Below are 23,028 nucleotides of genomic sequence, written 5' to 3'. Positions count from 1 at the left end.
CGGGCACGGTCTTCTCCGGAGGGTTACTGGGGTTTGATGGCAAGCATGGACACAAAATTGAAGCACTGGTACCACAGCAACACCTCGGCAAAACCGGCATCCAGCAGGCGCTGACGGTTGACCTCCAGCGTTTCCGGGAGCATCACCCGTTCCAGCGAGGCGCGCTTCTGGCTGACTTCCAGATCGGAGTAGCCATTGGCGCGCTTGAATTCATGGTGCAGCCGGGTCTGGGCGTCCTGCTCCGATTCAGAATCAAAGCGGATTTTTTCCGACAGAATGACCACGCCGCCCGGGCGTGTCGCGGCGGCGATCCGTGCCAGCAGTCCGGCCCGGGCCTCCGGCGCCACAAACTGCAGGGTGAAATTCAGCGTGGTCACCGACGCATCCTGAAGTTCGGTGGTGAGGATGTCCTCGCACCGCAAGGTGACCGGCAGCGGGTGATCATCCAGTGCGATGAAGTGCTCACACCGCTCCAGCATGGCGGCGGAATTATCCACGCCGACCAGGGTGCAGTCCTCGAAGGGAATGCCGTGGCGCATGGCCAGGGTCGAGGCGCCCAGCGAGCAGCCCAGGTCGTAACAGTGGCTGCCCGGCTGCACGTACTGACTGGTGATGACCTCAATCATCGGAATGATGGTGGTGTAGCCCGGCACCGAGCGGCGGATCATGTCCGGGAACACCCGGGCCACGGCGGCGTCAAAGCGAAAATCGGTGTGCGCACGCTGTTCGGCAAACAGGGTGTCGGTCTGATGTTGCGGGTGTTTCGGGTCGGGCATAAGAGCGTCTCCGCGAGGGCTTCAGTCGGTCGGGTTGCTGGTGTCGTTGGCGGCCGGATCGTCGACAAAGGTGTGGATGTCGCCGCAGCGCACCCCGCGGTTCTTGTAGTCCACCATCACACCGCGAAACGCCGGATCCACATCCGAGGCGATCGCCAGGTAACCCTGTTCGCACACGGCGTGTAATTCGGAAAATTTCCGCGACATGCGGAAGGGTTCATCCGGGGACAGGTGGATGGCCCTGAACTCGCCGATGGGCACCGCCGATTTATCCTCAGTGTGGATAATGCGGCCCGCGCTTTCCAGTGCCAGCACTGTGCCCACCAGGGTGACCAGCCCGGTCAGTATGAGGGCACGAACTGAATACCTGGCTTCGCTCTGGCTCATAACAGCAACTCCTGAAATGGTTCAATTGTGGTTGTCCCGATCAATACTGACCAGGAATGGTGATGGGGGGCGCCTGCAGGGCAGCCAGTTGCTCCCGCAGCGCCAGAATCTGGTCGGACCAGAAGCGCGGCTGGCCAAACCAGGGAAAAAACCGTGGAAAGGCCGGGTCATCCCAGCGTCGGGCCAGCCAGGCGCAATGATACAGCTGCCGGTGACACCGCAAGGGCTCGATCAGGTAGCGTTCCCGGCGGTCGAACTCGCGGAACATCTCGTAGCCTTCAAGCAGTTCCGCGAACTGTCCGCCCTGGGCATGCTCGTCGCCGTTGAGCAGCAGCCACAGGTCCTGCACCGCGGGGCCGGTGCGGCAGTCGTCCAGGTCCACAAACAGCATCTGCTCGTCGCGGACCAGGATGTTGCCGGCATGGCAGTCGCCGTGCAGGCGCAGGGTGCTGACGGTACCCGCTTCCTCAATCCGCCGGGCACAGTGCGTCAGCAGGTGCGGAATCAGACTGTCCCACGCGGCACGCAAGTCTTCGGGAATCCAGCCGTTTTCGGTCAGAAAGCGATTGTGTTCGTGCAATTCCGGGAGTATGTCGAGGGTCTCCCGGTGCGCAAACGGCGCCACCGCACCGATATTGTGCAACTGCCCCAGCCACTGCCCCAGGCGGTACAGGGTGTCGGGCACGCTGGTGTCCGGTGCCTGGCCGCCCCGTTGCGCGAACAGCGCAAAGTGGAAGTGATGATGCCGGCCCAGAGTGTCGCCCGAGGGCATGCGCTGGGGCGCGACCACCGGGATGCCCGCATCCACCAGATCCAGTGAAAAACGGTGCTCTTCGCGAATCTGCGCTTCCGACCAGCGGTCGGGGCGGTAAAACTTGGCAATCAGCGGTGGTTGTTCTTCAAGGCCGATCTGGTAAACCCGGTTTTCGTAACTGTTGAGCGCAAACAGGCGCCCGTTAACGTCGTAGCCCTCGGCTTCTATGGCGTCCAGGATGTTATCCGGGGTGAGGGCATCGTAAGGATGGGTGGTGCTGTGGGTCATGGGGGCCTGTCAGTGCGAACCTGCCCGCTGGTGTTGCATCGCGGTCAGGTGATACCAGTTGCTGTCCAGTTCCCAGCGAATGCGGGAAATGCCAGGTGAACTCAAGATGATACTGCCGGCCAATGCCTGCACGTGGGCGAGATCCCGCTCGGCACGCTGCCAGGAACGGTCGCCATCACTTGCCAGTCGCAATTCCGGATGCAGTGTGGCGAGGGCCTCCCGTGCCGAGCGCTGGTATGAGTGCAGGGCGCTCATCACCGCGGTGCGGCCTTCCACCCGGAGCACCCGGTGTTGGTACGGGTAGTTGGCGATGGTCTCGTTGTCACGCAATTTCTGATTCAGAGATATCACCTCAAAGCCCCGCCAACCAATCCAGCCTACGAAGATCGCAGCCACCACCATGACAATTAAAAACTGCATTCTGTCCGTCATTATGCCGAGTAGCTCCGTGCTTTGCAGATCATGGGCCCGATTATACCGGTTTAAACGGACACAGAGGAGGGATTGCGTACATTCTTCCTCCCGGCGTACCGCAGAAATCGCGGCGGGTGTGGTAAATCAGTCCCGAGGGCGGGCCACCGGGGCCGGCGTCCGGGCCAGGGCCCAGATCTCGATGTTCCTGGCTCCGGCGCGGCGCAGCGCGCTCGCCATGGCCCGGGCGGTGGCGCCTGTGGTGACCACATCGTCCACGATCGCCACCCGGGCCGGCACCGCTCCGGTGACCCGATAGAGGTTGCTGAGATTGGTCAGGCGCTGATGGCGATCGAGGCCCGACTGGGGAGCGGTCCGGCGGATGCGCTGCAACACGTTCACCGACCAGGGGATGCCGGCGCAGCGCGACACCCGCTCGGCCATGTCCTCCGCCTGGTTGAAGCCCCGTTGGCGGCGTTTGTCCGGATGCATGGGGCTGGGGATGATCAACTCCGGTCGCCGGGGCGGCGTGAAGCACCCCTGGTCGTGCAGGTGTTGGACGAGGCCGTCAATCAGCGGGCGCCCACAGGCGTATTGCCGCTGGTACTTGTAATGGCTGATCAGCCGGTCAACAGGGAACTGGTAGCACCAGGGGGCCAGGGCGCGCTGGAAGTGGGGCGGGTCGCGCAGGCATTCACCGCAGCGCAGGTCCGCCGCGGCGGTGGGCAGGGGCAGGGCGCATTGCCGGCAGCTTTGCCGGTTCAGGGGCAAGCTCGCCCGGCACGGTGCGCACAGCCCTCCGGGTGAGCGGGGGGCGAGGCAGGCGACACACAATGTCAGTGGCCGGCCGGCTCTGTTAACCCATCCTTTGGCAAGGGTTGACACGTGCATCGATCTCTTTATCATCTGGTTCATCCGTAAACCCCGATTCGCCGATACGTTAACAGGACTTGTGCATGACCGCCAACGCCATCCGCCACGACTGGACTGTCGAGGAAACCAGAGCGCTGTTTGAACTTCCCTTTAATGATCTGCTGTTCAAGGCACACTCGGTGCACCGGCAGCATTTTGATCCCAACCAAGTGCAAGTCAGCACCTTGCTGTCGATCAAAACCGGTGCCTGTCCGGAGGATTGCAAATACTGCCCCCAGAGTGGTCATTACAACACCGGTCTGGAAAAAGAAAAGCTGCTTGAGATCGAGAAGGTGGTCGCAGAGGCGCGGGCCGCCAAAGCCAAAGGTGCGTCCCGCTTCTGTATGGGGGCGGCCTGGCGCAGCCCCGCGCGCAAAGACATGCCCTATGTGGTCGACATGGTCCGACAGGTGAAAAGCCTCGGGCTGGAAACCTGCATGACCCTGGGCATGTTGCAGGAAGACCAGGCCCGGGAGCTGGCGGATGCCGGCCTGGACTATTACAACCACAATCTGGATACCTCCGAGACTTACTACAACCATATCATCACCACGCGCACCTATCAGGATCGGCTGAATACGCTGAGTAACGTGCGCAAAGCGGGCATGAAGGTGTGTTGTGGCGGCATCATGGGCATGGGCGAAGACCTCAACGACCGGGCCGGGCTGCTGGTGCAGCTGGCGAATCTGCCCCACCACCCGGAAAGTGTACCGGTGAACATGCTGGTCAAGGTGGAAGGCACCCCCATGGCCGATGTGGCCGATCTCGATCCTTTTGATTTTATCCGCACCATCGCCGTGGCCCGCATTCTGATGCCCGCATCCCATGTGCGCCTGTCGGCAGGGCGGGAAAACATGAACGAGCAAATGCAATCCCTGTGTTTTTTCGCCGGCGCCAACTCGATTTTTTACGGCGAGAAACTGCTGACCACTGCCAACCCGGAAGCCGACAGTGACCGGCAGCTGTTTGCGCGCTTGGGCATTCAGCCCGAGCCCAGAGAAACAGCCCATTCCGACCAGCAGGAACAAGCGGCGCTGGCCGAGGCAGTGGAGTACGAGCAAACCCGGCACCTGTTTTATGACGCCACCCGCGACACGGCTTGAGTACGGACCGGTGCGTGATTTCCAGGCCGAGTTGCAACAACGCCGGCAGGACGGACTGTACCGCAAGCGCCGGCTGATCGACGGCCCTCAACAACCCAGGCTGAGCGCAGATGGCCAGCCGCAGCTGGCGTTTTGCAGTAACGACTACCTGGGACTGGCCAGCCACCCCCGTGTGCGTCAGCAACTGATCGATGCGGTGGCCGAACAGGGGGTGGGCGGCGGCTCGTCCCATCTGATCTGTGGCCACCATCAGGCGCACCACGAACTGGAGCAGCGTCTGGCCCGCTTTACCGGGCGCAGTGCGGCCTTGCTGTTCTCCACCGGTTACATGGCCAACCTCGGGGTGATCAGCGCTCTGGCGGGGCGGGGCGACACCATTTTCTCCGACCGGCTCAACCACGCCTCCATTGTGGATGGCGCCATCCTCAGTCGCGCCAAGGTGCACCGTTACCCCCACAACGACCTGGAGTGGCTGGCCCCGCGCCTGGCGCAGACGCCGGGCCACAAACTGGTGGTCACCGATGGGGTGTTCAGTATGGACGGTGATCTCGCCCCCTTGCGGGAACTGGCCGGGTTGTGTCGCACCTACAACGCCTTGCTGATGGTGGATGATGCCCACGGGATCGGCGTGCTGGGTCGTCACGGCGGGGGGCTGGTCGATCAGCTGGGACTGTCGGAACAGGAGGTCCCTCTGTTGATGGGGACCCTGGGGAAAGCCCTGGGCACCGGAGGCGCATTCGTGGCGGGCCCCGAACTGTTGATCGATTATCTGGTGCAGAAGGCCCGCTCTTACATCTACACCACGGCGATGCCGCCGGCGTTGGCGTCGGCCACCTGTGCCAGCCTGGACCTGGTGGCCCGGGAACCCGAGCGTCGCGAGCATGTGCTTGCGCTGGTGCGCCGCTTCCGTGCGGGCGCCACGGCTCTGGGGTATCAGCTGCTGCCCTCAGCCACACCGATTCAACCCATTCTGGTGGGCGATAACCAGACCGCCCTGGAACTCAGTGCCCGGCTGGAAGCCCGGGGAATTCTGGTGGGCGCGATCCGTCCGCCCACGGTCCCGGCCGGGGAAGCGCGCCTGCGGGTGACGCTGACCGCCAGCCACACGGAGGCGGATGTACAGCGGTTGCTGGACGCTCTGGCGGAGGTGCGCCCATGACCCCCGATATCGTGCTGGTTGGCGGTTGGGGGGTGGATGCCGCGATGGTTGCGCCGATTGTCGAGCAATGGCCGGCGGCGGTGCATCTGGTGACTCTGGACGACACCACCCTGGGTTCAGCGGACACGGTCGATGCGCTCGCCCGGCAGTTGCTGCGCCAGTACCCGGAGCCTGCGCTCTGGCTGGGTTGGTCTCTGGGTGGGCAGGTCGCCATGGCGGCGGCCCGGCAGGCAGCGGCGCAGGTCGTGGGGGTGGTAACCCTGTGTTCATTTCCCCGGTTCGTGGCCGCTCCCCAGTGGCCCTACGGCATGCCGGAGGACAGTTTTACGCAGTTTTACCGGGGCTTGCACGACGATGGCGTCCGTTACTGGAAGCGGTTCCTGCTCATGCAGGTGGTGGGCGCACCCGATGCCGAAGCCGCTAAAGAAGCGCTGAAACACTGGATGGTGACAGGCCCACCGGCGGATCAGCTCCGCCTGGAACGCAGTCTGGGCTGGCTGGCGAGCAGCGACCAGCGGGCCGACTGGCAGCGCATGCCGGTGCCCTGTCTGCACCTGTGGGGAGAGCAGGACTATCTGGTTAATCCGCTGATGGCCTTATCGGACTATGGCCCCGGCGCGCGGGTGGAGGTGATTCCCGGCATGACCCACTGGCCGAGGGCCGCGGCGGTCGCGCTGTGCCGGCGGGAGCTGGAGCGGTTCAGTGACCAGCTGCAACCGGCCGGGCGGGTGGCGGTATGACGGTGGCGGCCAAACATTCGGTAGCCCGGGATTTTGGCGAAGCGGCCCGCTCCTACGATGACGCGGCGCGTTTGCAACGTCATATGGGGCAGGCCCTGCTGGCCCGGGAGGGGGCACCAACCGTTGCCGGTGTGCGCCAGGTGCTTGATCTGGGCTGCGGTACCGGCCAGTTTTCGGCGGCATTGGCAAACTGTTATCCCGGCAGTGCGCAGCTGGGCCTGGATTTGTCGCCCGCCATGGTTGCTTACGCCCAAGCCCGTCAGAGGGGGGCCGAACCTGTTGATGGGAGTCGTAACAATCCGGCCATGCGCTGGCTGGTGGCCGACGCCGAGCAGCTGCCCCTCGCGGATGCCAGTGTGGACCGTATTTTCAGCAATCTGATGATCCAGTGGTGCGCCGACCCGCGCCCGGTGCTGCAAGAATGTCTGCGGGTGTTACGCCCGGGCGGCGTGTTGCTGTGCTCCAGTCTGCTGCAGGGTACCTTGCGGGAACTGGAGGCCGCCTGGCAGCGGGCGGATCCGGGCCGACCGCACATCAACCGGTTTGAATCGGCGGAGGTGTTTGCCCGCCAGGTGAAGGATGCCTGTCCGTCTGCCGAAGTGCTGGTTGAAACGGTCCGTCTGCGTTACCGCTCGCCGCTGGCCTTATTGCAGGAACTGAAAGCGTTGGGGGCCCGGTACAAGGGGCAAGGGCGCCGCCGTACCGCCACCGCCCCCGGCCGCTTGCGCGCCATGTGCCGGCACTACCCGCGAACGCCCCGGGGCGATGTGCTGGCCAGCTACGAAGCCGGGTACATCATTTGCCGGAAACCCGCCTGACCCCGAGGTCGGCGCGGACATACAATCAGGACACGCTATGGCTCGTAAAACGTTTTTTGTCACCGGCACGGACACCGGTGTGGGCAAAACCCTGGTCACCCGGGTGTTGTTGGAGGCGGCCCGGCTGCAGGGCTTGAAAACCCTGGCGATGAAACCGGTCGCGTCCGGGTGTGAGCAGACGGCGGACGGGCTGCGTAATGAGGACGCGGTATTGCTGGCGGCGGCCATGACCGAACGGGTGCCTTACGAGCAGGTCAACCCGGTTGCGCTGGCACCGGCCATCGCCCCCCATGTGGCGGCACAACAAGCCGGTCGCCGGTTGACGGCGGAGCGGCTGGCAGGGTTTTGTCGGGGCATGCAGACGCAACCGGCGGATCTGCTGCTGGTGGAAGGCGCCGGAGGTTGGTGTGTGCCCCTGAATGACCGGGAAACCTACGCAAAAGTGCCGCAACTGCTGGAATTGCCTGTGATTATGGTGGTGCCGCTGCGATTGGGGTGCATCAACCATGCGGTACTGACGGCCCGTGCCGTACTGGCCGATGGGGTCCCTCTGGCGGGCTGGGTGGGGAATCGGCCGGATGCCCAGACGATGTCCTGTGAGGCGCAGACGGTGAGTTATCTGGCCGATCAGTTGCCGGCGCCCTGTCTGGGATTATTGCCCTGGCAGCCATCGGTGGATGTGACCGCCCTGGCGGCGCAGGTGTCACTGGACCCCCTGCTGCTCGGTTGAGAGGCTTTGTTTGAAAATTGAGCAGCGCTATGGCCTAATGCACCCAACCTTAACAATAATGAGTGACGGTATGATCAACAATACCTTGTCGGTCGGCTTGCAGGGCCTGCAGAACAGCGTGCAGGGCATGGAGAGCGCCGCACGGCGCATCGCCCACGCCGGCAGCGCGGGTCCCGAGGGTGCGACCCGGCAACCGGGCGGATTGCTGGAGCCGGTCATGGACCTCAAACTGTATGAGCGCCACGCCGAAGCGTCGGCCCGGGTGATCCGCACCGCCGACGAAACCCTGGGCTCGTTGCTGGACATCATGGTTTAGGCGCCTGTCGCCCACCAAGCCAATCCTGCCCCTGCCGGGCGCCCCCTTCCTGTTTCGCTATGGCCGTCCCGACGGTCCGTGCTCCGTACTCGCCCCTGCTCGATTAACTAACTGAAACCAACTCGCTGCGCGCACCATCCGCGCGGGATAGGGCGTGGCTGTGGGTCCTTATTGGGGCGCCGGGAGCACAAGATTTACCCGTCGGGCTTGACAATTCCAACCTTGCAAACGTATGTTTCAAACAGTTGTTTTATTTTCGAAACCCCGAGGTGGATGCAATGCCTGAATATAAAGCGCCCCTGCGTGAAATTAAGTTTGTCATGAGTGAATTGCTGAACAGTGAGCAGCACTACGCCGGTCTGGAGGGGGCGGAAGATGCGACTCCGGATATGGTCGATGCCATCATTCAGGAAGGTGCCCGCTTTTCCGAACAGGTGCTGGCACCGCTGAACCGGACCGGTGATCTGGAAGGCTGTCGCTGGAGTGCCGACGGGGTCACCACACCCACCGGCTTCAAGGAGGCCTATCAGCAGTATGTCGAGGGTGGCTGGCCATCCATGAGTGCCGATCCGGCTTACGGGGGGCAGGGCCTGCCCGGTTCGCTCAGTATTGTCATGAACGAAATGGTGGGCACCGCCAACTGGTCCTGGGGCATGTACCCGGGGCTGAGTCATGGCGCCACCCACACGGTGGAAACCCACGGCACCGAAGAGCAGAAACAAATCTATCTGACCAAACTGATCAGCGGGGAGTGGACCGGCACCATGTGTCTGACCGAGCCCCACTGCGGTTCTGATCTGGGTATCCTGCGTTCCAAAGCGGAGCCCAACCCCGATGGCAGCTACAGCATTTCGGGCACCAAGATATTCATTTCGGCCGGTGAGCACGACATGGCCGAGAACATCGTGCACATCGTGCTGGCCCGATTGCCGGATGCGCCGGAAGGTACCAAGGGCATTTCGCTGTTCATCGTGCCCAAGTTTCTGCCAACAGCAGACGGTGAGGTGGGCGACAGAAACGCGGTCACCTGCGGTTCCATTGAGCACAAGATGGGCATCCACGGCAACTCGACCTGCGTGATGAATTTTGATGGCGCCAAAGGCTGGTTGATCGGCCCCGAAAACAAAGGCCTGAACTGCATGTTCACCTTTATGAATGTGGCCCGGATCGGCACCGCCATTCAGGGGCTGGGTGCGGCGGAACTCGGTTTCCAGGGATCCCTGGCGTACGCCAGAGAGCGTCTGGCCATGCGCTCCCTGACCGGTGCCAAGAACCCCGAAGGTGCGGCCGACCCGATCATTGTGCATCCCGACGTGCGGCGCATGCTGCTGACCCAGAAAGCCATTGCGGAAGCCGGCCGCGCGCTGATTTATCTGACCGCCCAGCAGGCCGACATTGTGCAGCGTGGTAAAACCGACGAGGAACGCCACAACGCGGATGAGCTGCTGGGTTTCCTGACCCCGATCGCCAAGGCGTTTGTGACCGAAGCCGGTTACGAAGCGGCCAATCTGGGCCTGCAGGTATTTGGCGGTCACGGTTATATTTCCGAATGGGGCATGGAACAGAACGTCCGTGACGCCCGTATCGGGATGATCTACGAAGGCACCACCGGCATTCAGGCCCTGGATCTGCTGGGCCGCAAGGTGCTGTTGACCCAGGGTGAATCCCTCAAAAACTTCACCAAACAGGTGCATCTGTTCTGTAAGGAACACGCCGCCAACGAGCAGCTGAGCGAGTTTATCGAGCCGTTGCAGGCGATCAACAAAGAATGGGCCGACCTGACCATGAAAGTGGGCATGAGCGCGATGAACAATGCCGACGAGGTGGGCGCCGCATCGGTGGACTACCTGATGTACTCCGGGTATGCCGTGTTCGCCTATCTGTGGGCGCGGATGGCCCAGGTGGCTCTGGCGGCCATGGCCGATGGCACCACCGAAGAGGCGTTCTACCATGCCAAGTTGCTGACCGCGCGTTTCTATTTCAAACGCTTGCTGCCACGCACCAAGGCGCACGCGGTCAGCATGCTGGCCGGCGCGGACACCCTGATGGATCTGCCCGACGAATCCTTTGCCTTTTAAGGAATGCCACCGCAGTAAAACCCCCGCCTTGTTGTTTCTGGCGGGGGTTTTTATGTATTCTGGCTGACATACCATTCAATAAAAAAGAAATACCAAGGCACACACCTTGTGGTGTAGTTGATACAGCTGCATCAATCAGAATAGACGGAATCCTGGAGAATAAAGATGGCAGACTATCAAGCGCCTTTGCGAGACATGCGCTTCATCCTTAACGAAGTCTTTGATGCACCGGCATTGTGGCAGTCGTTGCCCGGTATTGCCGACCACGTTGATCCGGAAACAGCGGACGCTATTCTGGAGGAGGCGGCCAAGATCGCAGGGGGTGTGCTGGCGCCGCTGAACCGTGAGGCAGACGAGCAGGGGTGCCAGTGGAACAACGGCGAAGTGACTACGCCGGAAGGTTTTCGTGAAGCCTACCAGACGATCGTGGAAGGGGGCTGGAACGGTCTGGGCGGCAATCCGGAGTTTGGCGGCATGGGCATGCCCAAGACCCTCGTAGCCCAGTTTGAAGAAATGATGCAGGGGGCCAATATGGCCTTCGGTCTGGCCCCCATGCTCACCGCCGGGGCGTGTCTGGCGCTGGACGCCCACGGCAGTCAGGAGTTGAAGGACAAGTACCTGCCGAACATGTACGCCGGTGTCTGGTCGGGTTCGATGGATCTCACCGAGGCCCACGCCGGCACCGATCTGGGTCTGATCCGTACCAAGGCGGAGCCCAATGGAGACGGTTCCTACCAGGTGACCGGTACCAAGATATTCATCACTTGGGGTGAGCACGACATGGCGGAGAACATCATCCATCTGGTGCTGGCCAAGTTGCCGGACGCGCCCCCGGGCGCCAAGGGCATTTCCCTGTTTCTGGTCCCCAAGTTCCTGGTGAACGACGACGGTTCCCTGGCGGAGCGCAACAGTGTCAGTTGCGGCTCCATCGAGAAGAAAATGGGGATCAAGGCGTCGGCCACCTGCGTGATGAACTTTGACAGTGCCAAAGGCTGGCTGGTGGGCGAGCCCAACAGGGGACTGGCCGCCATGTTCACCATGATGAACTACGAGCGTCTGGGAGTGGGCATTCAGGGCATGGGGGCGGCCGAAGCGTCGCTGCAGAGCGCCCGGGAGTATGCGCTGGAACGTATCCAAAGCCGCGCACCCACCGGCGCACAACAGCAAGACAAGGCGGCTGACCCGATCATTGTGCATCCTGATGTCCGTCGCATGCTGCTGACCATGAAGAGTTACGTCGAAGGTGGCCGCGCTTTTTCCACCTACGTGGCCCAGTGGCTGGATATCTCCAAGTACGCGGACGACACCGCGCGCCGTGAGCAGGCTGAAGGTCTGGTGGCGCTGCTGACCCCGGTGGCCAAGGCGTTTCTGACCGACCGGGGCCTGGAGGCCTGCATCCTCGGCCAGCAGGTGTTCGGCGGGCATGGCTACATCCGCGAGTGGGGCCAGGAGCAGCTGGTGCGGGATTGCCGCATTACCCAGATCTACGAGGGCACCAACGGCATTCAGGCGCTGGATCTGATGGGGCGTAAAGTAGTCGGCAGCCAGGGCCAGCTGTACGAGCTGTTTGCCAATGACGTCGCCAGCTTTATCGAAGACAACAGTGGCGACGAACAATTGCGGCCCTATCTGGAATCGCTGGCAGCGGCGCTGGAGCGGCTCTCGGATGTCACCGAGCACGTCATCAAACAGGCGGCGGACACCCCCAATGCGGTTGGTGCCGCGTCGGTGGATTATCTGGACCTGTTCGGCATGACCGCGGTCGCCTATATGTGGGCCCGAATGGTCAAAGCGGCGGGCGTCGGGGCGGACAGCGATACTTCGGGTTTTTACAGCGGCAAGCTGAAGACCGCGCGCTTCTACTACGATCGGCTGTTGCCCAGAACTGTGTCGCTGGCGGAAAGTATCCGCAGTGGCAGTGACGCGATGATGGCGTTGGCGGCTGAAGAGTTCTGATGCCGCTGAACGGACAGTAACCGCGAATGCCGGAACCCCGTTCCGGCATTTTTTATGGTGCGCGGGTTACCGGCTACTTCAGACGGTCCCGCAGGCGGGAATAGCTGTTTTTGAGTTCTTCGCCCAATTTGCGCGCGGCGTCGACGGCATTCTGGCGTGCTTCGTCCGTTTCCTGACCGATACCGTCCAGTTTGTGTCGAAACTGCTGCCACTTCGGCTCCAGATCCTCCCATTCGTCCTTGAGCTCTTCCCTGGCCAAATGCAATTGGACGCGCACTTCGTCCCGGTACTGACGCACCTTGTCGCCCAGCTTTTTCAGATCGTCTTTTAAATCCATCCTCATAGCGCCTCTCTGGGTTAGTGGACCGAACAGTTATCACCATGCGCCGAGGGGCGCAGCAGGTCAAGAGGGCGGGCTGTCGTGAACACCCTGCAGGGACAATCAGCGGCTGGCGAGGAGGGTCGCCAGATCACGCAAGTAATGCCAGGGAGGCAGGTCGGCAAAGCCTTTGGCGGCGCGATCGGTGTCGCTGCAATAGTTGAGCGCCTGATGGATTTGCGCGCGGGACAGGCGCCGGGCCGCCTGTTCAAGGGCTCGCGCCCGTTGCGGCTGAAAGACACCGCGTTTTTTCAGGAAGCCGCTGCCGGCTTCCCGGCGGGCCTGGGCCTGCTTCAATTCGAGAATCAGGTTCAGATCCCGGGTCAGCACGCTTAACAGCCCCAGCGGATTTTCACCTTCCTGTTGCAAGGCGCCGATGATTTTTTGGGCGTGGGCGGCCCGGCCCAGCAGCAGTTCGGTGACCAGTTCAAAGCCATTGAAGCGGGCGCTGTTCTGTACCGCCAGCTGCACCACGTCTTCATCAATGGTTGCGCCCTTGGAAAACAGCGCCAGGCGTTCCAGTTCCTGACTGGCGGCCAGCAGGTTGCCCTCCAGGCGCTCCGTCAGCAGGGCCAGCGCACCGCGGGTGAGCCCCAGCCCCTGTGCCTGCGCGCGCTGTTGCAACCAGGCGGGAAATTTGTCGGCGTCTATGGGCCACACCGGCAGGTGCACGCCGCAGGTCTGCAGGGCCTTGTACCATTTGCGCCGGGTTTCGGCGGCGTCCAGACGGGTGCTGATCAGCAGCAGAATGATGTCCTCGGGCGGGTTGGCCAGCACCCGCTCGATCACGTCGCGACCATTACCAAGCCGGCCGGTGGGCAGGTGGATTTCAATCCGGCGGCGCTCGGCAAACAGCGACAGGGCGCCAAATTCTTCCGCCACCCTGGACCAGTCGAGCTGGTGATCCGCGTGATAGGTGATCCGGTCCTGAAAGCCGGCGTCACGGGCGGCCTTGCGTATCTGGTCGCAGCATTCCTGCACCAGCAGCGGCTCATCCCCGGACACCAGGTAGACTGGCGCGAGGCCCTTTTTCAGCGTCTGCGCCAATTGGGCGGGTTGAATTTTCACGGCCCCGGGCTCGCCTCAGGCTCGGCCGCTGTGCTGCGCTCCAGTATGGCCTGGATGCGTTCGGCGGACAGGGGCGCGAGCCGGAAGATGATTTGCTGCGCCAGACGTTGATGCAGGGTCTCCCGAATGGCCCGCTCCTCCCGCTGCTTGGCCAGGACGCTGCTTTCGTCGTAGCGATAGGATTCGCTGCTGTGCACATCGGTCAGGGCCACCAGCGGAATCTGTTCCCGGGTGATGACCTGGATACCGACGCTCTGGCGGATATCGTACTCTGCGGCTGCGCCCTGCAGGGTGACGGCGCTGGCCCGCCGGGTTTCCTTGAATTGGGACAGCTTAAGCCGATAGGCGGCGGCCTCGGGGGGGCTGGACTCAATCCCCCCAAGGCGCAGCTGCTCCCGCACTGCCTGGCACAGGGTTTCCGGAATCCGGGTGGTGCATTCCACGGCCAAAGGCTGCAACGCCGCAGACACCGGCGCCGCGCCCCGCAGCTGGAAGCCGCAGGCCGACAGCATCAGCAGGGCGGCCAGAGCCGCTAACTGCCGGATCCTCAATTGGCCACCACGTTTACCAGTTTGCCGGGCACCACGATGACTTTGCGTACGGTTTTCCCCTCGGTAAACCGCTGTACGTTTTCATCGGCCACCGCCAGGGCTTCCAGCGCAGGCTTGTCGATATCAGCGGGTACATCCACCTTGGCGCGCACTTTGCCATTGACCTGCAGCACAATCTGGATTTCCGATTTGACCATTGCCTCGGGGTCCGCTACCGGCCACAGGGCGTCGACCACCGGTGTGTCGTGTCCCAGCTCGAACCACAGGCTGTGACAGATATGCGGGGTGATCGGCGCCAGCATCTGCACCGCCGCATTGAGGGCTTCGCCGGTGACCGCACGACTCTGGCGGTCCTGTTTCAGCTGCGCGTCGTTATTCAGTTTCGATACTTCGTTGAGCAGCTCCATCACCGCGGCAATGGCGGTGTTGAAGGTCAGGCGGCGGCTGACGTCGTCACTCACCTTGGCAATGGTCTGATGGGTTTTGCGACGGACCGCTTTTTGGGCATCGTTCAGTGCCGCCACCTCCACCGCTGGCGTCGGACCGCCGCCGGTGTGCTCGGTCACCATGCGCCATAACCGCCGCAGGAAGCGATTGGCACCTTCCACGCCGCTGTCGGACCACTCCAGCGATTGCTCCGGCGGTGCTGCGAACATGATGAACAGGCGCACGGTATCGGCGCCAAACCGGTCAATGATGGCTTGCGGGTCGATGCCGTTATTTTTGGATTTGGACATCTTGGTGACGCCGCCGGCAATCACGGGCTGGCCGTCGTCCTTATGACGGGCCGAGATCACGTGGCCTTTGTCGTCCCGCTCGGTGATCACGTCGGCGGGCGGAATCCACTGGATGCCGCCGTTGCTGTCTTCGCGGTAATAGGTCTCGGCCAGCACCATGCCCTGGGTCAGCAGGCGCTTGAACGGTTCGCTGCTGGTGACCAGCCCCACATCCCGCAACAATTTGTGGAAAAAGCGGGCGTACAGCAGGTGCAGGATGGCGTGCTCCACCCCGCCAATGTACTGGTCAACCGGCAGCCAGTAGTTGGCGGCTGCGGGGTCGAGCATGCCCTGGTCGTAGTTGGGGCTGCAGAAACGGGCGTAATACCAGGAGGACTCCATAAAGGTATCAAAGGTGTCCGTTTCCCGGGTCGCCGGCTGGCCTTGGTAGGTGGTTTTGGCCCACTCCTCGTCGGCCTTGATGGGGGACTTGACGCCGTCCATTTCCACGTCTTCCGGCAGTACCACCGGCAACTCATCGGCGGGCACCGGCCGCTCGCTGCCGTCCGCCAGCGTCAGCATGGGGATAGGCGCCCCCCAGTAACGCTGCCGGGATACCCCCCAGTCGCGCAGACGGTAATTGACGGTACGCTTGCCGATGCCACTGTGTTCCAGGTCGTCGGCGATGGCGTCAAAGGCCTCCTCGCTGGTCAGACCGTTGTATTTGCCCGAGGACACCAGCACGCCGGTGTCGGTAAAAGCGGCTTCCTGGGGGTCGATCTCACGGCTGTCGGTGGGTGCGATCACCTGTTTGATCGGCAGTCGGTATTTGCGCGCAAACTCGTGGTCACGCTCATCGTGGGCGGGTACCGCCATCAGCGCACCGGTGCCGTAATCGGTGAGTACAAAATTGGCGACCCACACCGGAATCAGCTCCTGGGTCAGCGGGTGCACCACCTGGAAACCGGTGTCGACGCCGAGTTTTTCCATGGTCGCCATATCAGCTTCGGCGACTTTGTTGCTGCGGCATTGGGCAACGAATTCGGCCACTTCCTTGCTGCGTTCCGCAGCGGCGGTGGCGAGCGGGTGCTCAGCGGCCACCGCCATATAAGTGACCCCCATCAGGGTATCCGGGCGGGTGGTGTATACCGTCAGACCCTCGCCGTTGTCCTGCTGGGTAAAGGTCAGTTCCACCCCGACGGACTTGCCGATCCAGTTGCGCTGCATGGTTTTGACCTGCTCAGGCCAATCGTCCAGCTGGTCCAGATCGCTCAGCAACTCTTCGGCGTAATCGGTAATGCGGATAAACCACTGGGGGATTTTCTTGCGTTCAACCAGCGCACCGGAGCGCCAGCCGCGGCCATCCACCACCTGTTCGTTGGCGAGTACGGTCTGGTCCACCGGGTCCCAGTTCACGGTGGCCATTTTTTTGTAGACCAGCCCCTTTTCGTACAGCTGGGTGAAAAACCACTGTTCCCAGCGGTAGTAGTCCGGCTGGCAGGTGGCCAGTTCCCGCTTCCAGTCGTACCCGAAACCCAGCTGCTTGAGCTGGTTCTTCATGTACTCGATATTGGCGTACGTCCATTTGGCGGGGGCCGTGTGGTTGGCAATGGCGGCGTTTTCGGCCGGCAGACCAAAGGCGTCCCAGCCCATGGGCTGCATCACGTTCTTGCCCTGCATGCGCTGGTAGCGGGAAATTACGTCGCCGATGGTGTAGTTACGCACGTGCCCCATGTGCAACTTGCCGCTCGGGTAGGGGAACATGGACAGGCAGTAATACTTGGGCTTGTCAGGATCTTCCTGCACGGTGAACGTATTGTTGGTTTCCCAAAAAGTGCGTGCGTTGTGTTCGACGTCGCTGGGGCTGTATTGCTTGTCCATACCTGCCATTACTGAGTTTACCCTGTGTAGATAATCGATTTGGGGAGCGGCCGGACATTCTAACGCACCGGGGCCGCAACAGGTAGTCTGCGAAAAGGCCAAAGCTGTGCCAGACTGGGGGTAAGGTGTCATTTTGCGAGGTAACACCATGACGGAGACCGAACGCAAGCGTCTGTCCGGGCAGGCCCTGAAAGTCTATGACCGCATGCTGGAGCGGGTTCAGAGTCGCCTGGCCAACGCCGAGAAAACCACCCTGGAGGGGGTGCGTGCGGAAATCGCCAACGCGGTGGAAATGGAAAACGAACTGGAGGAAATGACCCGCGAAGAAGTGGATCTGCTGGCGGCCTATCTGCGGCGGGATTTGGAAAACCTGATGCACTTTGTCGACGAAACCGGCGACAGCCTCACCGAATGGCTGCAGCTGGATCTGTCGCTCCTGGAGCAGCAACTGACCGACGCGCTGTTTTCGATCGCCGACAAGACCCGGCTCGACACCCTGGAGCTGAACCAGAAGCTGGACAACGAAGACGTCAGCCGCTACATCGCCGGCGAGGTGGCCACCGCGGGCATGTTCCGTTGCCTCAACTGCCACCACATGACCTGTCTGACCGCCACCAGCCACATTGAAGTCTGCGAGGCGTGCGGTTCCCATTACTTTGAGCGGGTCACCGGGCGCTGGCCACCGGACGCGGAGTAAGCCGGTACTTCAAGCCCTCACTTCAAGCCGGCCGCGGTATGTCCCGCTCCCGGATCAGCACAATCAAAATCGCCGCGAAGGTGAGTGTCGGCCAGGAGCCCGTTTCCATAAACGGGGTGTTGCCGGTCGCCCGGTACACATCCCCCCGCAGGGTGCCTTGGGTGAACTGGGGAATGGCCCGGGTAATGCGGCCCCGGTGGTCAATGATGGCGGTGACCCCGTTGTTGGTGCCCCGGAGCATGTAGCGACCGGTTTCCAGCGCGCGCATGCGTGCCAGTTGCAGGTGCTGGAGGGGCCCGATGGAGTCGCCAAACCAGCCATCGTTGCTGATGGTGACCAGCAGATCCGTATGGCGGGCGTTGGTGGCGACAAAATCCGGGTAGGCCACTTCGTAACAGATGAACGGCATCACCTTGTGCTCGTTGACCGCCAGCGGTGGCTGGTGTTTGGGGCCTTTGGAAAAACTTGACATGGGCAGGTCAAAAAACCCGATCAGTCCGCGCAGCCAGGTTTCCAGGGGCACGTATTCGCCAAACGGCACCAGTTTCTGCTTGTAATAGATACCGTCACCGTTGCCGGTGGCCAGGATGCTGTTGCGGAAGGTAAAGTCTTCCCGGCTGTCACTGAACCCGTACCAGGGAATGCCGGTGATCAGGGTGCTGTCGGGGCCCAGCCGGGTATTGATGTGGGTCAGTATCTCGCCTGCCTGATCCTGGGTGATGGGGATGGCGGTTTCCGGCCACAGAATCAGGTCCCGGTCCCAGTCGTCCTCGGTGAGCAACAGATAGGTGACAATCTGCTCCTTCATGAACTCCGGGTCCCACTTGATCTGCTGGGGAATGTTGCCTTGCACGGCGGCGATGGCGGTGGGGGTGGTGGCGATCCGGGTCCACTGGACCTGACCGGCCAGGCCGCCGGTAAACCAGGGGGCGAGGATCACCAGCGCCAGCGCCAGCGCGGCCTTGTGGCGCTGGTTGCGGAGCAGCCAGAGGGCGCCGTAGAGGGCCGAACCGCTGGCGGCTATCCACAGGGTCAGACCGAACACGCCCACCATGGGGGCAAAGCCCGCCAGGGGGCCGTCCACCTGGGCGGTGCCCAGAAACAACCAGGGAAAGCCGGTCAGCAACCAGCCCCGCAGCCAGTCCCCCAGCACCCAGATGGCCGGCAGCAGCAGCAGCCGGCGCCAGGCGCTGTGGGGCGCAAGTTTGCCCCAGAACCAGAACGCCACCCCGTGAAACAGGGCCAGCCCGGCGACAAACAACAGGGTGAGCACCACCGCCACCGGGGTGTTGGTGTTGCCATACTCGCTGATGCTGATGTACACCCAGGAAGCCCCGGTGCCGAACAGACCGAAGCCGACCAGCCAGCCTGCCCGGAACAGTTGATTGGCGGGCAGCGTCAGGCCGATAGCGGCAATCAGCGCCAACGACAGCGGCGCCAGCCACCACCATCCGAAGGGTGAGAAGGTAAGGGTCTGCGCGCCGCCGGCGACCAGCAGCAAGGTCGCTTGCAGCCAGCGATTGGCGGGCCAGGGTACTCGGGGTAGCGCGGGGGAAGGCTCAGCCGTCACTGCGGGTTACCTGCAGCAGCCGGATAACGCGGTTGTCGGCATTGGCGATGGTGAACACCAGATCGCCCAATTGCACCGACTCGCCCCGGCGGGGCAGGTGGCCAAACTCGCGCAGCAGCACCCCACCGATGGTGTCAAACTCTTCGTCATCGAGCTGGGTATCGAAGAACTCATTGAAGTCTTCCACCGGGGTTGCGCCTTTGACGGCAAAGCTGCCATTGCCCCGGGTTTTGATGTGGGCTTCTTCGTCAAAATCGTGTTCGTCCTCGATTTCACCGACAATCTGCTCCAGCACGTCTTCAATGGTGATCAGTCCCGCGGTACCACCGTATTCGTCCACCACAATGGCCATGTGGTTGCGGGTTTGCTTGAATTCCTTGAGGAGTTGGTTCAGGCGCTTGCTTTCCGGCACAAACGTGGGCGGGCGCAGGATTTCACGGACCCGGTTCCAGCTCAGCTCTTCATTGACGGCCAGTGGCAGCAGGTCTTTGGCCAGCAGGATACCGATAACATCGTCCTGGCTGTCGCCAAGCACCGGGAACCGGCTGTGGGCAGACTCGAATATGGCGCTCAGGTAGGATTTCGGGTCCTGGGCCGCTTTCACGGTGACCATCTGGGAGCGGGGTATCATGATTTCATCGACGCGCATATCGATCACCTGCATGGCGCCTTCGATGATGCTCATGGCATCGGCATCAATTATATTGTGGGCTTCTGCATCGCGCAGAATCTCCAGCACATCTTCGACGGTTTCAGGCTCACTGGAAAAAGCCTGTGATATACGTTCCAGCCAAGACTTGTTGCCTTGACTGCGACTCGAGTGTTCGTCGCTCATGAGCCCTGTACTATCTCCTCTGTGGCGTAAGGGTTGCAAAAACCAAGTTGCTCGAGCAGCTTGATTTCGAGGGCTTCCATGACCTCGGCATCGGTATCGTTAATGTGGTCAAAGCCTTGCAGGTGCAACATGCCGTGCACCACCATATGCGCCCAGTGGGCCGCCAGCGATTTGCCCTGTTGCCGGGCCTCCGCAGTGACCACCGGCACGCAGATAATCAGGTCGCCCGCCAGGGGCACCGTTATACCGGCTGGCGCTTCAAATGGAAAGGACAGGACGTTGGTCGGGCCGTCTTTGCCCCGGTAGCGGCTGTTCAGCTGGGCGCTTTCCTCGGCATCCACGATGCGGATGGTCACTTCCGAGTCGTGGGGCTGTTGCCAGCCCGCATTGGCCCACTGGCTCAGGGAGGCCTCGTCGGGGATGTCGGCCGACTGCACCATGTTCTGAATATCGACAGTGAGCGTATTCACGGGTTCCCCGGATGAGCCTTGTCAAAACGGTCGTAGGCTTCCACAACCCGCTGCACCAGCGGATGGCGGACCACGTCTTTGGCCTCGAAATGGGTAAAGCCGACTCCGGCCACCCCTTGCAGGACATCAATGGCCTGCACCAGTCCGGAGTTTTGCCCCCGGGGCAGGTCAATCTGGCTGGGATCGCCGGTGATCACGGCGGTGGAGCCAAAGCCAATCCGGGTGAGGAACATTTTCATCTGCTCCCGGGTGGTGTTCTGGCTCTCGTCCAGAATGATGAACGAGTTGTTGAGGGTGCGCCCGCGCATGAACGCCAGCGGGGCGATTTCGATCACGCTTTTTTCAATCAGCCGGGTGACATGCTCAAAGCCCAGCATTTCGTACAGGGCGTCGTAGAGCGGGCGCAGGTAAGGGTCAACTTTTTGCGCCAGGTCGCCGGGCAGGAACCCGAGTTTCTCACCGGCTTCCACCGCCGGGCGCACCAGCAGGATGCGCTTGACCTGCTCGTCCTTCAGGGCCTCCACGGCGCAGGCCACCGCCAGCCAGGTTTTCCCGGTGCCGGCGGGGCCGATACCAAAGTTGAGGTCGTAGGAGCGCATGCTGTGCACGTACTTCTGTTGGTTCACGCCCCGCGCTTTGGCTTTCAGTTTGGGGGTTTTGATCACCGTCAGGCTGCCGTCAAACGGGACGTCGTCGGGCAGGCGTTCAAGGCCGGACTCGCGGACGTACAAATGCACGGTTTCCGGATCGATGTCGTCGTTGCCCTCAGTTTCCCGATACAAATGGCGGACCACCTCGGTGGCAGCGGCCACGTTTTCGCTGGGGCCGTCCACCTTGAAATGGTGGCCCCGGCGGCCGATGGTGACGTCCAGGCGCCGCTCAATCTGCTTGAGGTGCTCGTCAAACTGGCCGCACAGGGTGGCCAGGCGCCGCTGGTCCACCGGGTGTAAATCAAATTGGCGGGAATTCTGGCTGGTCAATGCAGCTCTCCGTTTACCGGCACGGCCCGCAGGGAGTTGGGCAGGGCCTCGCGAATTTCCACGTCAATGAAGTGACCAACAACCTCCGGGTTGTCGTGACGGAAGTTGACGATCCGGTTGTTCTCGGTGCGGCCGGCGTACTCCCCCGGGTCCTTTTTCGACAATCCGGTGACCAGGATGCGCTGCACCGACCCGACCATGCGCCGGCTGATCTCCATGACGTTCTGGTTGATGCGCTGCTGGAGGATACTCAGGCGCTGTTTTTTGACATCCATGGGGGTGGTGTCGGGCAGCTCCGCCGCGGGCGTGCCGGGACGGGCGCTGTACACAAAGCTGAACGACATGTCGAAACCGATATCGTTGATCAGCTTCATGGTGTCTTCGAAATCTTTTTCGGTTTCGCCGGGGAAACCGATGATGAAGTCGGAGGAGAAACTGATGTCCGGGCGAATCTTGCGCAGCCGGCGTAACTTGGATTTGTACTCCAGTGCCGTGTGTCCCCGTTTCATGGCCGCGAGAATGCGATCGGAGCCACTCTGTACCGGCAGGTGCAAATGGCTGACCAGCTCCGGCACCTGCTCGTACACCTCGATCAGCGCGTCGCTGAACTCCACCGGGTGGGAGGTGGTGTAGCGGATGCGGTCAATGCCGTCGATGCTGGCAATCAGGGTAATCAGTTCCGCCAGATCCATGGTGTCGCCGTCGTGGGTGTCCCCCCGGTAGGCGTTGACGTTCTGTCCCAGCAGGTTGACCTCACGGACGTTCTGTTCCGCCAGGTGGGCAACTTCGGCAATCACGTCATCCACCGGGCGGCTGACTTCCTCGCCCCGGGTGTAGGGCACCACGCAGAAGGTGCAGTACTTGCTGCAGCCTTCCATGATGGACACAAACGCCGACGGGCCCTCGGCCCCCGGGGCGGGCAGGTTGTCGAATTTTTCGATCTCGGGGAAGCTGACGTCGACGATGCCCACGCCCCCCCTTGGTGCGCACTTCCGTCATCATTTCCGGCAGCCGGTGCAGGGTTTGCGGGCCAAACACCATGTCCACGTAGGGCGCACGGTCCAGAATGGCCTGGCCTTCCTGACTGGCCACGCAGCCGCCCACGCCGATGATCAGATCCGGGTTGTCGCTTTTCAGTCTTTTCCAGCGCCCCAGCTGATGAAAGACTTTTTCCTGGGCCTTTTCACGGATCGAGCAGGTGTTCAGCAGGAGAATATCAGCGTCTTCCGGGTTGTCGGTCATTTCAACCGCTTCGTCGGTGCGCAGCAGGTCAGCCATGCGGGATGAATCGTACTCGTTCATCTGGCAGCCGTGGGTCTTGATGAATAGCTTGGTGGCCATGGGTCTCAACGTACGTTGGTGGATGTTCGCGGTGCCCCGGTTACCCATAATAACAAGAGTAGCCAGGGCGGCGCGACTGGAATCGAACTGGGCATTATAGCGGGGTGATCAA

Annotated in this window: 22 protein-coding genes and 1 pseudogene; 9 read left to right on the top strand and 14 right to left on the bottom strand. The window is 62.1% G+C overall.

What is annotated here, in order from left to right; all coding sequences use genetic code 11:
• Positions 1 to 23 precede the first annotated feature (23 nt).
• The 5 genes from cmoA to BG841_RS01320 all read right to left on the bottom strand — a co-directional run bounded on the left by cmoA (position 24) and on the right by BG841_RS01320 (position 3,387).
• On the bottom strand, positions 24 to 776 hold the full coding sequence (gene cmoA / locus BG841_RS01340) for a carboxy-S-adenosyl-L-methionine synthase CmoA (protein WP_070056017.1): 753 nt from the start codon (positions 774 to 776) through the stop codon (positions 24 to 26).
• A 21-nt stretch (positions 777 to 797) separates the two neighbouring features.
• Entirely contained in the window at positions 798 to 1,163 is a 366-nt protein-coding gene (locus BG841_RS01335; protein WP_070056016.1) for a kinase, read from the bottom strand.
• A gap of 40 nt (positions 1,164 to 1,203) precedes the next feature.
• Complete coding sequence (locus BG841_RS01330; RefSeq protein WP_070056015.1) at positions 1,204 to 2,205, bottom strand: serine/threonine protein kinase; 1,002 nt, start codon at positions 2,203 to 2,205, stop codon at positions 1,204 to 1,206.
• Between the two features lie 9 nt (positions 2,206 to 2,214).
• A complete protein-coding gene (locus BG841_RS01325; protein WP_228141562.1) occupies positions 2,215 to 2,625 on the bottom strand; it encodes a hypothetical protein in 411 nt (136 codons plus the stop codon).
• A 138-nt stretch (positions 2,626 to 2,763) separates the two neighbouring features.
• Positions 2,764 to 3,387, bottom strand: a complete 624-nt coding sequence (locus tag BG841_RS01320) for a ComF family protein (protein ID WP_228141561.1) — start codon at positions 3,385 to 3,387, stop codon at positions 2,764 to 2,766.
• Between the two features lie 185 nt (positions 3,388 to 3,572).
• On the opposite strand from BG841_RS01320, the gene bioB reads away from it, so the two are divergent.
• The 8 genes from bioB to BG841_RS01280 all read left to right on the top strand — a co-directional run bounded on the left by bioB (position 3,573) and on the right by BG841_RS01280 (position 12,428).
• Positions 3,573 to 4,631: a biotin synthase BioB gene (bioB, locus tag BG841_RS01315; RefSeq protein ID WP_070056012.1), complete on the top strand. Its 1,059-nt coding sequence runs from the start codon at positions 3,573 to 3,575 to the stop codon at positions 4,629 to 4,631.
• A 10-nt stretch (positions 4,632 to 4,641) separates the two neighbouring features.
• Positions 4,642 to 5,790 (top strand): 8-amino-7-oxononanoate synthase, encoded by a 1,149-nt coding sequence (gene bioF, locus BG841_RS01310; protein ID WP_070056011.1) that lies wholly within the window; start codon positions 4,642 to 4,644, stop codon positions 5,788 to 5,790.
• Complete coding sequence (locus BG841_RS01305) at positions 5,787 to 6,530, top strand: alpha/beta fold hydrolase (protein WP_070056010.1); 744 nt, start codon at positions 5,787 to 5,789, stop codon at positions 6,528 to 6,530. Before bioF ends, BG841_RS01305 begins: the two co-directional genes overlap by 4 nt.
• Complete coding sequence (gene bioC, locus BG841_RS01300; RefSeq protein ID WP_070056009.1) at positions 6,527 to 7,348, top strand: malonyl-ACP O-methyltransferase BioC; 822 nt, start codon at positions 6,527 to 6,529, stop codon at positions 7,346 to 7,348. The genes BG841_RS01305 and bioC overlap by 4 nt, the downstream gene beginning before the upstream one ends.
• A gap of 37 nt (positions 7,349 to 7,385) precedes the next feature.
• Entirely contained in the window at positions 7,386 to 8,078 is a 693-nt protein-coding gene (bioD, locus tag BG841_RS01295) for a dethiobiotin synthase (protein WP_070056008.1), read from the top strand.
• Positions 8,079 to 8,148: 70 nt separating this feature from the next.
• Positions 8,149 to 8,394 carry a flagellar biosynthesis protein FlgE gene (locus tag BG841_RS01290; protein ID WP_070056007.1) on the top strand — a complete coding sequence of 82 codons (246 nt, stop codon included), beginning with the start codon at positions 8,149 to 8,151 and terminating at the stop codon, positions 8,392 to 8,394.
• A 278-nt stretch (positions 8,395 to 8,672) separates the two neighbouring features.
• Positions 8,673 to 10,472 carry an acyl-CoA dehydrogenase C-terminal domain-containing protein gene (locus BG841_RS01285; RefSeq protein ID WP_070056006.1) on the top strand — a complete coding sequence of 600 codons (1,800 nt, stop codon included), beginning with the start codon at positions 8,673 to 8,675 and terminating at the stop codon, positions 10,470 to 10,472.
• Positions 10,473 to 10,637: 165 nt separating this feature from the next.
• Complete coding sequence (locus BG841_RS01280) at positions 10,638 to 12,428, top strand: acyl-CoA dehydrogenase C-terminal domain-containing protein (RefSeq protein ID WP_070056005.1); 1,791 nt, start codon at positions 10,638 to 10,640, stop codon at positions 12,426 to 12,428.
• A 73-nt stretch (positions 12,429 to 12,501) separates the two neighbouring features.
• Here BG841_RS01280 and BG841_RS01275 read toward each other — a convergent pair whose 3' ends face one another.
• From BG841_RS01275 to leuS, 4 genes are all read right to left on the bottom strand, one after another.
• Positions 12,502 to 12,771, bottom strand: coding sequence for a hypothetical protein (locus BG841_RS01275; protein WP_228141560.1), 270 nt, complete (start codon positions 12,769 to 12,771; stop codon positions 12,502 to 12,504).
• A 99-nt stretch (positions 12,772 to 12,870) separates the two neighbouring features.
• The gene (holA, locus tag BG841_RS01270; RefSeq protein ID WP_070056003.1) at positions 12,871 to 13,875 is read right to left on the bottom strand and encodes a DNA polymerase III subunit delta; all 1,005 of its coding nucleotides are present in this window, start codon (positions 13,873 to 13,875) and stop codon (positions 12,871 to 12,873) included.
• Positions 13,872 to 14,426, bottom strand: coding sequence for an LPS assembly lipoprotein LptE (gene lptE / locus BG841_RS01265; RefSeq protein ID WP_070056002.1), 555 nt, complete (start codon positions 14,424 to 14,426; stop codon positions 13,872 to 13,874). The genes holA and lptE overlap by 4 nt, the downstream gene beginning before the upstream one ends.
• A complete protein-coding gene (leuS, locus tag BG841_RS01260; protein ID WP_070058629.1) occupies positions 14,423 to 17,023 on the bottom strand; it encodes a leucine--tRNA ligase in 2,601 nt (866 codons plus the stop codon). The genes lptE and leuS overlap by 4 nt, the downstream gene beginning before the upstream one ends.
• A 148-nt stretch (positions 17,024 to 17,171) precedes the next feature.
• On the opposite strand from leuS, the gene BG841_RS01255 reads away from it, so the two are divergent.
• Entirely contained in the window at positions 17,172 to 17,720 is a 549-nt protein-coding gene (locus BG841_RS01255) for a zinc ribbon-containing protein (RefSeq protein ID WP_070056001.1), read from the top strand.
• A 22-nt stretch (positions 17,721 to 17,742) separates the two neighbouring features.
• Here BG841_RS01255 and lnt read toward each other — a convergent pair whose 3' ends face one another.
• The 5 genes and pseudogenes from lnt to miaB form a co-directional block, all read right to left on the bottom strand.
• On the bottom strand, positions 17,743 to 19,290 hold the full coding sequence (gene lnt, locus BG841_RS01250; protein ID WP_070056000.1) for an apolipoprotein N-acyltransferase: 1,548 nt from the start codon (positions 19,288 to 19,290) through the stop codon (positions 17,743 to 17,745).
• On the bottom strand, positions 19,280 to 20,125 hold the full coding sequence (locus tag BG841_RS01245; RefSeq protein ID WP_070055999.1) for an HlyC/CorC family transporter: 846 nt from the start codon (positions 20,123 to 20,125) through the stop codon (positions 19,280 to 19,282). The genes lnt and BG841_RS01245 overlap by 11 nt, the downstream gene beginning before the upstream one ends.
• Positions 20,122 to 20,595 (bottom strand): rRNA maturation RNase YbeY, encoded by a 474-nt coding sequence (gene ybeY / locus BG841_RS01240; RefSeq protein ID WP_070055998.1) that lies wholly within the window; start codon positions 20,593 to 20,595, stop codon positions 20,122 to 20,124. The genes BG841_RS01245 and ybeY overlap by 4 nt, the downstream gene beginning before the upstream one ends.
• Positions 20,592 to 21,575: a PhoH family protein gene (locus BG841_RS01235; protein ID WP_070055997.1), complete on the bottom strand. Its 984-nt coding sequence runs from the start codon at positions 21,573 to 21,575 to the stop codon at positions 20,592 to 20,594. Before BG841_RS01235 ends, ybeY begins: the two co-directional genes overlap by 4 nt.
• Positions 21,572 to 22,916, bottom strand: a pseudogene (gene miaB, locus BG841_RS01230) (tRNA (N6-isopentenyl adenosine(37)-C2)-methylthiotransferase MiaB). The gene BG841_RS01235 and the pseudogene miaB overlap by 4 nt, the downstream one beginning before the upstream one ends.
• Positions 22,917 to 23,028 lie beyond the last annotated feature (112 nt).

The sequence above is a fragment of the Marinobacter sp. X15-166B genome (assembly GCF_001752365.1).
Lineage (GTDB): Bacteria > Pseudomonadota > Gammaproteobacteria > Pseudomonadales > Oleiphilaceae > Marinobacter.
This window is presented reverse-complemented; position numbering and strand designations above follow the sequence as displayed.

Bases quoted from the DNA above. Each gene is read 5' to 3' on its own strand.
- BG841_RS01290 (WP_070056007.1), top strand. From the start codon at position 8,149: ATGATCAACAATACCTTGTCGGTCGGCTTGCAGGGCCTGCAGAACAGC.
- BG841_RS01280 (WP_070056005.1), top strand. From the start codon at position 10,638: ATGGCAGACTATCAAGCGCCTTTGCGAGACATGCGCTTCATCCTTAAC.
- cmoA (WP_070056017.1), bottom strand. From the start codon at position 776: ATGCCCGACCCGAAACACCCGCAACATCAGACCGACACCCTGTTTGCC.
- BG841_RS01330 (WP_070056015.1), bottom strand. From the start codon at position 2,205: ATGACCCACAGCACCACCCATCCTTACGATGCCCTCACCCCGGATAAC.
- BG841_RS01255 (WP_070056001.1), top strand. From the start codon at position 17,172: ATGACGGAGACCGAACGCAAGCGTCTGTCCGGGCAGGCCCTGAAAGTC.
- bioC (WP_070056009.1), top strand. From the start codon at position 6,527: ATGACGGTGGCGGCCAAACATTCGGTAGCCCGGGATTTTGGCGAAGCG.
- BG841_RS01305 (WP_070056010.1), top strand. From the start codon at position 5,787: ATGACCCCCGATATCGTGCTGGTTGGCGGTTGGGGGGTGGATGCCGCG.
- BG841_RS01285 (WP_070056006.1), top strand. From the start codon at position 8,673: ATGCCTGAATATAAAGCGCCCCTGCGTGAAATTAAGTTTGTCATGAGT.
- bioD (WP_070056008.1), top strand. From the start codon at position 7,386: ATGGCTCGTAAAACGTTTTTTGTCACCGGCACGGACACCGGTGTGGGC.
- bioB (WP_070056012.1), top strand. From the start codon at position 3,573: ATGACCGCCAACGCCATCCGCCACGACTGGACTGTCGAGGAAACCAGA.
- BG841_RS01275 (WP_228141560.1), bottom strand. From the start codon at position 12,771: ATGAGGATGGATTTAAAAGACGATCTGAAAAAGCTGGGCGACAAGGTG.
- BG841_RS01335 (WP_070056016.1), bottom strand. From the start codon at position 1,163: ATGAGCCAGAGCGAAGCCAGGTATTCAGTTCGTGCCCTCATACTGACC.
- BG841_RS01325 (WP_228141562.1), bottom strand. From the start codon at position 2,625: ATGCAGTTTTTAATTGTCATGGTGGTGGCTGCGATCTTCGTAGGCTGG.
- leuS (WP_070058629.1), bottom strand. From the start codon at position 17,023: ATGGACAAGCAATACAGCCCCAGCGACGTCGAACACAACGCACGCACT.
- BG841_RS01245 (WP_070055999.1), bottom strand. From the start codon at position 20,125: ATGAGCGACGAACACTCGAGTCGCAGTCAAGGCAACAAGTCTTGGCTG.